Genomic DNA, 8,880 nt, shown 5'->3' on the forward strand with positions numbered 1-8,880 from the left:
TATGTCCCATGTATACGACGAAAAAATCTGGCTTTAGCGCTGCCAGTTCTTTAGCGGCAGCGCGCATGACGTGAGAATTCAACGCGGGACATGCAAGATTATAAACTTCAAAATGAAGCTTGGGAAACGAATCTCTGAGCATGCATTCAAGGACACGGGAGAAATTGAAGGCACTATCCATGGAATCGCCTGCCGCCACAGAACCACCGAAAACGAAAATTCTATAAGTGTCGTCATCTTTTCTTTTGGGAATCGACCAACCCCATTCTACGGTATGTTCAAGGGAGGCCTTTACGGGAGCCGGGAAGTATTGATAATAAAAGGCGGTATTGATCCTATACGACGGTTGGGATGCCTGCGGATATTCGAGAAATAAGCGGTGCGATTCCCCATATCCGGCTAAGCGAAGTACGCCTTCCGTACCTAGCAAGAAGAGGAGACATAAAACGAGGCTTATTAAACCAATGATGATTACTTTTTTTATAACGTGATTTGAACCGGCTTAGAATACATCACGTGGACCGCGGTGTCAAGCTTTTAACCGGAAAGGGTGTCGGTGTCTTTAAGCCGGATTCCTCGCTTATTATTAGGTGTTTGAAACGCGAATCTTCAAAAAAGGCATAGTACAAAATATCGAGCTTAAAATGGCGAAGATCAACCTTGAAAAAGTATAGGGACGATGAAAAAGCACTGAGAATGTTCTCCCGTGTTAAAGACAAGTTTAAGGGCTATCCGCCTTTCTATTACCATTATGCCAACCGTGCGCTCAAAACAGGGGACAAGGATCTCGCCAAAGAATGTTTTGAAACTTTTGAAGAGCTGTGGAGAGATATCTTGCGTCCCGATCCGCTAATGGCTGCTGCTGCTGTTGCCATGTTGTCATTCATTGACTTTAATAATGAACCTCAAAAGGCGGAAAAATACATTGCTCTTGCCGAAAACAATTTAAGAGCCGAAGACGATGGTATTTTACGTTTCGGACTTGCAACCGCAAAAGCTGCTCTCGGAAAAAATGAAGACGCACGTATACTCTTTCAACATAATATTGATTTTGATTTGGCGGTAAGTGAAAGTCAACTGGCACTTTCTAATCTGAAAAAAGACGCGCCTATTTTGGAAGGTATTGAAAATCAACATTATTTGACCTATGAATTTGAAGAAAAATCTGATCGCAAAGAGCAACAAAAAGTAGTCGAAGAAATTAAAAAAATGGCAGAACATGGAGAGGCTGAGGCACAGTTTCGGTTAGGGAAATTGTACAGAGACGGTGTAGGGGTTGAGAAAAATAAGGACCAGGTCTATCATTGGTTTCGTAAGTCGGCTGAGCAGGATAACGCAGATGCTCAGGCTGCCTTAGGGAAGTGTTATCAGGAGGGCCTTGGCATCGAGAAAGATGAAGAACAAGCTGTCGATTGGCTACGCAAAGCGGCTGAGCAGGGTAACGCAGATGCTCAGGCCGCTTTAGGATTCTGCTATTTAGAAGGTCTTGGTGTCAAGGAAGATGAAGAACAAGCTGTCGATTGGCTTCGCAAAGCGTCGAAACAGGATAATGCAGACGCTCAGGCTGCCTTAGGAAATTGTTATCTGCATGGTTATTGTGTCGAAGTAGACGAAGAACAAGCCGTCGATTGGCTTCGCAAAGCGGCGGAGCAGGATAATGTTGATGCTCAGGTCGCCTTAGGGAAGTGTTATCTTGAAGGTCTTGGCGTCGAGAAAGATGAAGAACAAGCTATCGTTTGGTTACGTAAAGCGGCGGAGCAGGATAATGCCGAGGGGCAGGTCGGTTTGGGCGAGTACTTGTTTCGTCATTGCGGCAAGAAAGAAAAGATACAATATCTCATTTCGGATGTCCCCCTTTTCAGCCCCTCTCTTTTAGGCGTCAGGGAGTCGGCACATTACCTTTTTTATCGGGATATCAAGGCGGTCCAAGAACAAGCAGTCGATTGGTTTCGCAAAGCTGCGGAACAGGATAATGCCCGTGGGCAGTGGTTCTTAGGTCAGTGTTATGAGAACGCTCTTGGTGTAGACAAAGATGATGTTGAGGCTTTCAAATGGTACGAAAAAGCGGCGGATCAAGGCAATGCTGAAGCACTACGCGACCTGAGTCGTTGCTATTTAAATGGTATAGGCGTAGCAAAAGATAAGGAAAAAGCACGAGAATTATTGTCAATTGCCCAAAAACTTGGCGCTGAAGACGCGCCTAAACTTCCTAAGAAAGCCCAAAAACCGTGGTGGAACCCATTTTGAGATATAACGTATAGGGATTTTCAGAAGATGAAGAAACAGAATTTGCGTATTTTGTTTTTGACAGGTTTTTGCATCGTTAGCCTTTGTCTTTTGCAGGGTATGGCCGGACGCGCCCATAAAAAGGAGTGGGAAAAAACCTTAGGCTTTACCAGTGAAGAGGGGAATACCGGTGCTGAAATGTCGCTCAATCAGCTATATGATACCTTTAGCAATGCCATTGATATTAACGCTCATATCTTGTTGAATAAGTTAAAGAAAGTATCGAAATCGGAAGAGGGCAGTCAAGAATTTACATGGGGGAATTACGGTCATGCGATTTTTTTTCATTGGGCTTTCAACGATGCTCCAAAAAACCATAAACCTCTAAAGGAACAATTGAAGAAGTGCAAGATGTCCAATAGTGGGTATAAAACATGTCTTCGTTTGGTTGACGAAGAATGGAATCAGCGTAAGTCCAAGTGTTTAAAGGAAGTAGAACGCTGCCTTGGCGTCGACAGAGAAACCGCCGCCGCCATTGCCACATTGTTGCATGACATACACATCCTCGCAGATTATGTAGGAAATACCCGAACACGTCCCTTAGCGCTGATAAAAGATCTTAAACAAGACCTCATGACTCACGGCTTACAGGTACTTGCACGGGGTAACCCTCAACACGAAGCTGATATTAAACTGGTTATGGATGTCGATTCTTCACGGCACAATAAAATTATCGCAGAACAATTATTGGAAAATTTGTCTTTTTTCCTGCCACAGTGTCTTTCAGCCAGATGTTCTGAAAGCTTGTTAGAACGGGGTATTCGTATCCAGGTAAAACAAGTGCCTGCCCGCGATGCCGCGTAATTTACCCTGAGATTTCAGTAATCAGCTACTTTGGAATTGGGAACCGGGGGGATAGCGTCCCCAACGCAAAATTCTTTGATTCGTTCAGAATGGCGAGCGACGGTGCACATTCACGTATATCCCTATTTATCTGCCGATTAAAGGGTACTAATAGACATCAATTCTCCTGTTGTGATACTGTAACTGTAAGTATCCTAATGATGGATTGGGGCTCACATATCTAAGCCGGATGTGGTGTGCGGCTCAGGGCTAGAGCGCGTATATGCGATGGCGCGTTTCAGATGAACGTGAAGCAATTGTGCGGATATAATCCTGAGGGAGCAGTAACGTTCAGTTCTGAGAATAGCATGACAGGGATGAAATGATGATTGTTCTGCTGATATTTACAGGTTTTCATGACCCTTGTTTTAAGGGCTTGGTTGATCAGGAAGAACAGGCCGGTCCCATCCTATCCTTACTCTCCACGCGCATTTTCGATCATATATTTATTTTTAACGCGCCAAGTACACACCGCGGTGCGAAAGAAACCACAGATGCGATTATGAAACTTCATCAGAAGAATGCTGCACATATTCTTGAGATCAATTTTTCCGGCTCCACGAATTGTCAAGAAATCTTCAAAAGGCTTAGAACGCATTTTTCACGTATCAATGAGGCTTTTGCTTCAGCACACTTCTATGTTGCCGTCACATCGGGCACGTCGCATATGCAGCGGCCTTACTGCTCGGTGCCGTGAGCCCCACATGAAGAAACTTTTAGTAGAGATAGAAAAGCAAGTTAAACCTTTGAAAATTCCCGGACTTCAGGAAGAAGCAAAGATCTAATATTTTAACTCATCTGTTCCATGTTTTCGACAATAATTGAAAAGGAGCGGTCATGATTATATCACCCGAATATCAAGGTATGCGTTGGCTCAAGTGCGACCTCCATGTCCACACCCCGGAAGACGGCAAGCACTGGGAAGACCCAAGCCTGCGCCTCTCTTCTCACAATGAGAAAGATCTCCAAGAAAAGGCACGTGTTTTTCTAAGAAGATGCTATGCCTTATCGCTAGACTGTATTGCCGTTGTTGACCATAATTTTAGCAAGGAAAGCGATTCTCGGCGTTGGTTTTTAACCCATTTAATTGAACAAAATAAAACTGTCGCGGCGGATAAAAACCGACCGCCCTTAATTATTTTTCCGGGATTTGAACTTGATATTCGTTATCACCTGCTTTGTCTTTTCAACCCGGTAAAGAAGGGCAGCGAACTTCAGTTGCTCAGCGACATACTCACAAATATGGGGCTTTCCGTGGATAAACGGTATACCGATGGTGTTTATCAGAAAGCACAGGATCATGGTCAATGCTGGTCTTTGCGGGAGGTATTAGACAAGGTACAAAACGAACATAAAGGCATTGTCATTGCAGCCCACGCCTTTAGTAATAAGGGTATCTGTAATGATCCGGCAAATATCGATGACTTTAGAAATAATTGGGATTTATATGCCGTTGAAGTAAATAAATGGCCACCTGGTTCTAAAGAGAAACAAATTTTAGATGGTTCTGACGATAAATGGAGACGCGAAAAGCCGGACTGCCGGCCCGCGGCCCTAATGAGTTCAGATTGCAAATCTCTAGAGGATGAGTCAGCCTCAAACAATCTGGGTTTCCGCTTTTCGTGGATCAAGATGTCAGATCCTTCCATTGAATCTTTGCGCCAAGCCTTTCTTGACCCTGTTTCACGTATTTGTCTTGATCCTGAGCCGCCGAAAGTGAATCACACCTATATTCAGCGAATAGAAGTCAATGATACCAAATTTCTACAAGACCAAAGTCTGGTGTTGTCGCCTCATCTCAATTGTTTGATAGGTGGTCGGGGAAGCGGGAAATCTATGCTATTCGAAAGTATGCGCTTGGGACTGCGCGGTGAGATCCCTTTCAAAGATGTTGCAGAACAAGATCATGTGGCCGCACGACAAGTGAAACGGCTGCGCGGCATCTTTACGAATACAACTGCCATTCGTCTGCATGTTTTTCACAACGGATTTGAAGATTTTTTTCTCATTGATAATTCAGGAGCTCCCAGCAAAATAGAAAATCGAACTGTAAGCGATGCCTCCACGGTGTTCCGACACCTTGACACGCTTATTTTCAGTCAGGAAGAAATTACTCAATTGGCGGATCGTCAAGAAAATCTGCTTGAATTTATCGATAACTTAGCAAGAGACCGGCTTGATCCGCCTCGAAACAGAGCCCGCGAAATTATTGAAGATTTGAAAATCTCTCGTCAGACCGATGAAAAAATCCGGAGGCTGGATGGCGATTTGACGAGCTTGAAGCAGGAACTTGAAGAGCTGCGCCGCCAACTTGACGTTAAAACAACGGTTCAACAGGAACTCAAGAACCATCGTGCGGCACAGGAAGCAAAACGGTATCTTGAAAATATTGTGAAAAGGTCTAAAGATACCGATAACCGGTTGAAGGAAATGGCCGAGTCCTTGGCGATTGAACCCGTCCCATTGGGAAGTCGTGTTGAAACATTTCCTGATTCAAATTACTTTAAAGATGTGGAGGAACAAATCGCGGCTGCATACGGAGAGCTTGCAAAGAGCCTTCGAGTCACGGCTGAAAACTTTGCTTTGTCTATTGCCACGGCAACGACGCGGAACAAGAATTGGGTGTCTGTACTGCAATCCATTGAAAAAGCCGAACAAGATTTTTATAGAGCGTGCAAAGAAAAAGGGCTCACTGTTGAGGAAGCTGAAAAAGTACGGGAGACTGAACAACAATATCGGATTAAACTAGCGGCGTACCAATCCAAAGAAGCAGAACGGGAACAAGTGAAAAAAGAGCGTCCCGACAGCAAAAAGTTAATGCAAGAGCTCACTTCTTGCTGGCTTGCTGAGACAGAGATACGCAAAGGACTTCTTAATGAAATTATCGAGAGCAAAACGATGCCGAGAACAAATAGCGGAGTCGCTATCGTGCGGCCTACGCTTAGGTTTTCCGATGACCGTGAAAGTTTTTTGAAAGGGTGGGGAGAACTGTCACCGTTGCGCAGCACTAAAGCAGGAAGGAGATGGGATCGCTATTCTCAAGACGGTTCCGCGGGCAATATTGGAGATATGCTTTTCAATGCCTTTTTGCAAAGTCATGAACAGCAAAAAGCTGGATCTATACCTACTGAGCACGAACAGGATTTTTTAAAAAATAATGAGATACCGGGCAACCCTATTCAATTTTTCGAAATGAATCTGGAAAATGAACAGGTCTTCCCGAAAATTATACGTGAACATTATGATGCTATTTTGCAGGTTCGAAAAGAAAAAAGGGAGCAGTGGGATCAATTGATGTTGACACGTGTGCCGGACGCCGCTGATTTGATTTTGTTGCGGAACGACGGAAGTGAAGCCGGCTCCTTTAAACATAGGACTCTCTCCACGGGACAAAAAAATACGGCTGTCCTCTCCTTGCTCCTCGCACGGGGGACGGGACCTGTTTTGATTGATCAACCTGAAGATGAATTGGACAGCGAATTCTTGTATAAGGATCTGGTACCGCTGTTTAGATTGAGCAAACAACAGCGACAGTTGATCATCGTTACGCACAATGCTAATATTCCCGTTAATGCCGATGCAGAGCTAGTTTATGCCCTTAAAGTGGAAGGGGGCAAAGGGCTCTGTCTCGGCTGTGGCGGACTGGATCGCGCCGTGGTGACCGAGGCTGTGTTGGACATCATGGAAGGCTCGGAAGAGGCATTTAGGCGCAGGCAGGCAAAGTATCATTTCTAAATAAAGGATTCACTTTAATGTATGACAATATTGAAATATTGCTCAGCGAAATCGCGGCGGGAGAAGACACGTTCTTAGAACTTAAAGAGGCGATATTTAAAGGAAACAAGATTATGATCGGTGATGCCGGTCGTGCCGCGCCTGAGATTGGTGAGCTCTTTTGCTCTATTGCTAACACCGAAGGCGGCGTGGTCGTTTTCGGTGTAAGAAAGGATGGCGCTATTGTGGGTATCCCGCCTGAAAAAAAAGATCTCTTAGAGCAATTCGTGGTCAATGTGGGATTGAATAATTGTAAGCCTTTAATCGAACCTATTTTAAATTGGATGCAATTACCCGACGAAAATCAAGTACTCCATTTGTGCCTGAAAGTAGACATCCTAAAATCTCGCTATTATGTGCACCAGACTACCGACGGTCGATTTCTAAAACGAGTTGGCAGCCATCGCCATCCGATCCCTCCCGATCAACTTGGCCGGCTGCTTGCCGCAAGAAATCTTCTTATCCCCTTTGAAGAACGGCCCGCTCCGGGATCCGATTTGGAAAACATTGATTCCGATCGGGTGCATAATTATTATCTCAAGCGATTCAAACGCACTTATACGGCCGCCGGACTAACTTTTGAAAAATTACTTATTGATTATAAGCTTGCAGTCAAAACAGATAACCGCATAGTGCCATCCAATCTAGGCGTGATTCTATTCACTGAGCATCCGGAACGATTTTTAGACGGCGCTTATATTGATATAGCGGCCTATAAAGGAAATATCGCTGACGGAGAGACGGCTGATACAAAACGTATTTACGGACCCCTTCCTGAACAAATTGCGCAGGTGCTCCAATATTTTAAGACATCGCCGCTCATTGCCACACTATCGCGAAAAGAAGCCATGGGTCGTGAGGATCTCCCCACCTACGTTGATACCGCTTTACAAGAAGCCGTTGTTAACGCGATTGTTCACCGGGACTATGAACTTTCGGGCTCACAAATTATTATTCGTATTTTTCCTGAACGTATTGAAATCCAAAATCCCGGGGGACTTCACAATACCTTGACTATAGAATCGTTATATACAGGATGCCAACCAATTCGGCGAAATCAGTTGCTCGCAGGTTTTATGAGGGATTTTCCTAGCCCGATTACAGGTACAAGTTTTATGGAGGCGCGTGGAGAAGGTTTCTTAAACCTTGTCCGGGATAGTGAGGCTCTTTCCGGAATAAGACCAAAACTTGAAAGAATTGGAGAAGCCGTCAAACTAACGATCTATGCCAAATTAGTGGAAAGAGAACAATAATACTCTTGCGTTAAAATGTCACCTTCTGCCCGGAACTTTTGAGGGCTGTGACGTTGTATGTATGACATACGGATTAAGTTGTGTTGACGCCTTAACACCAGATTCTTTGCCGAATTCAGAATCACACAGGAAGTGCGCGTCCCTCCTTCGAAGGGGTGTTGCTTTCAGACAAAAATATTATTGCGCGTCCCCTCCGTTTATTTATCCATGAGTTTTTTAAAGTTTTGGGCGGCGGGCCAATCACTATAGCGTTCCATTATCTGGGCCATGACGGCCTGTGCTTCAGCATCACGTCCGGCTGCCATCAAGAGTTGAGCGGTCACGCGTCTAATTTGGAAATCGTCGCCCCACCAAGATAACGCCTTGTCTAGGGCTGCAAGGGCTTCCTCAAAGGCCTTGTCACCAAGCTTTGCTTCCGATTCGGAGATCCGTTCTTCCATAAAGGCGCCGTCCATTTGCGGGGCAAATGTCTGATATCGTTCCAATTGTTGCAGTACATCCTTCATATAGATAAGCTCGAGATAAGGACTCAGCCCCAGTCGCTCTTTACACGTGTCGACAGCTAGGCGCTCCTTAGCCGGGGCGACGCCTTGTTGTTCAGCGATGCGCTGTTCCAGTACGTTAAAAATACTCAAAGCGATACGATGATAACCCTCGAAAAGGACATGTACATTATCATAGAAAAAGTCGTTGCCCATGATGCCGTTGTGACTTTGTGCGGTAA

The 8,880-nt window shown here is 44.9% G+C and carries 6 protein-coding genes; 5 read left to right on the forward strand and 1 reads right to left on the reverse strand.

The features are described 5' to 3' along the window. Nucleotides 1-660: 660 nt before the first annotated feature. From GX117_12865 to GX117_12885, 5 genes are all read left to right on the forward strand, one after another. Nucleotides 661-2,247 (forward strand): SEL1-like repeat protein, encoded by a 1,587-nt coding sequence (locus tag GX117_12865; GenBank protein ID NLO34220.1) that lies wholly within the window; start codon nt 661-663, stop codon nt 2,245-2,247. Between the two features lie 27 nt (nt 2,248-2,274). After that, nucleotides 2,275-3,090, forward strand: coding sequence for a hypothetical protein (locus GX117_12870; protein NLO34221.1), 816 nt, complete (start codon nt 2,275-2,277; stop codon nt 3,088-3,090). A 361-nt stretch (nt 3,091-3,451) separates the two neighbouring features. Continuing rightward, the gene (locus GX117_12875; GenBank protein ID NLO34222.1) at nt 3,452-3,826 is read left to right on the forward strand and encodes a hypothetical protein; all 375 of its coding nucleotides are present in this window, start codon (nt 3,452-3,454) and stop codon (nt 3,824-3,826) included. A gap of 140 nt (nt 3,827-3,966) precedes the next feature. After that, a complete protein-coding gene (locus tag GX117_12880; GenBank protein NLO34223.1) occupies nt 3,967-6,864 on the forward strand; it encodes an AAA family ATPase in 2,898 nt (965 codons plus the stop codon). A 17-nt stretch (nt 6,865-6,881) separates the two neighbouring features. Continuing rightward, nucleotides 6,882-8,156 carry a hypothetical protein gene (locus GX117_12885; protein NLO34224.1) on the forward strand — a complete coding sequence of 425 codons (1,275 nt, stop codon included), beginning with the start codon at nt 6,882-6,884 and terminating at the stop codon, nt 8,154-8,156. Between the two features lie 197 nt (nt 8,157-8,353). Here the strand turns inward: GX117_12885 and GX117_12890 are convergent. After that, the coding region (locus tag GX117_12890) for a tetratricopeptide repeat protein (GenBank protein ID NLO34225.1) at nt 8,354-8,880 on the reverse strand (527 nt) is incomplete at its 5' end.

It is taken from the genome of Candidatus Hydrogenedentota bacterium (assembly GCA_012523015.1).
Lineage (GTDB): Bacteria > Hydrogenedentota > Hydrogenedentia > Hydrogenedentales > CAITNO01 > JAAYBJ01.

What these genes read in the sequence shown, in the direction of transcription:
- GX117_12880 (NLO34223.1), top strand. Translation starts at nt 3,967, where the DNA reads ATGATTATATCACCCGAATATCAAGGTATGCGTTGGCTCAAGTGCGAC.
- GX117_12885 (NLO34224.1), top strand. Translation starts at nt 6,882, where the DNA reads ATGTATGACAATATTGAAATATTGCTCAGCGAAATCGCGGCGGGAGAA.
- GX117_12875 (NLO34222.1), top strand. Translation starts at nt 3,452, where the DNA reads ATGATGATTGTTCTGCTGATATTTACAGGTTTTCATGACCCTTGTTTT.
- GX117_12870 (NLO34221.1), top strand. Translation starts at nt 2,275, where the DNA reads ATGAAGAAACAGAATTTGCGTATTTTGTTTTTGACAGGTTTTTGCATC.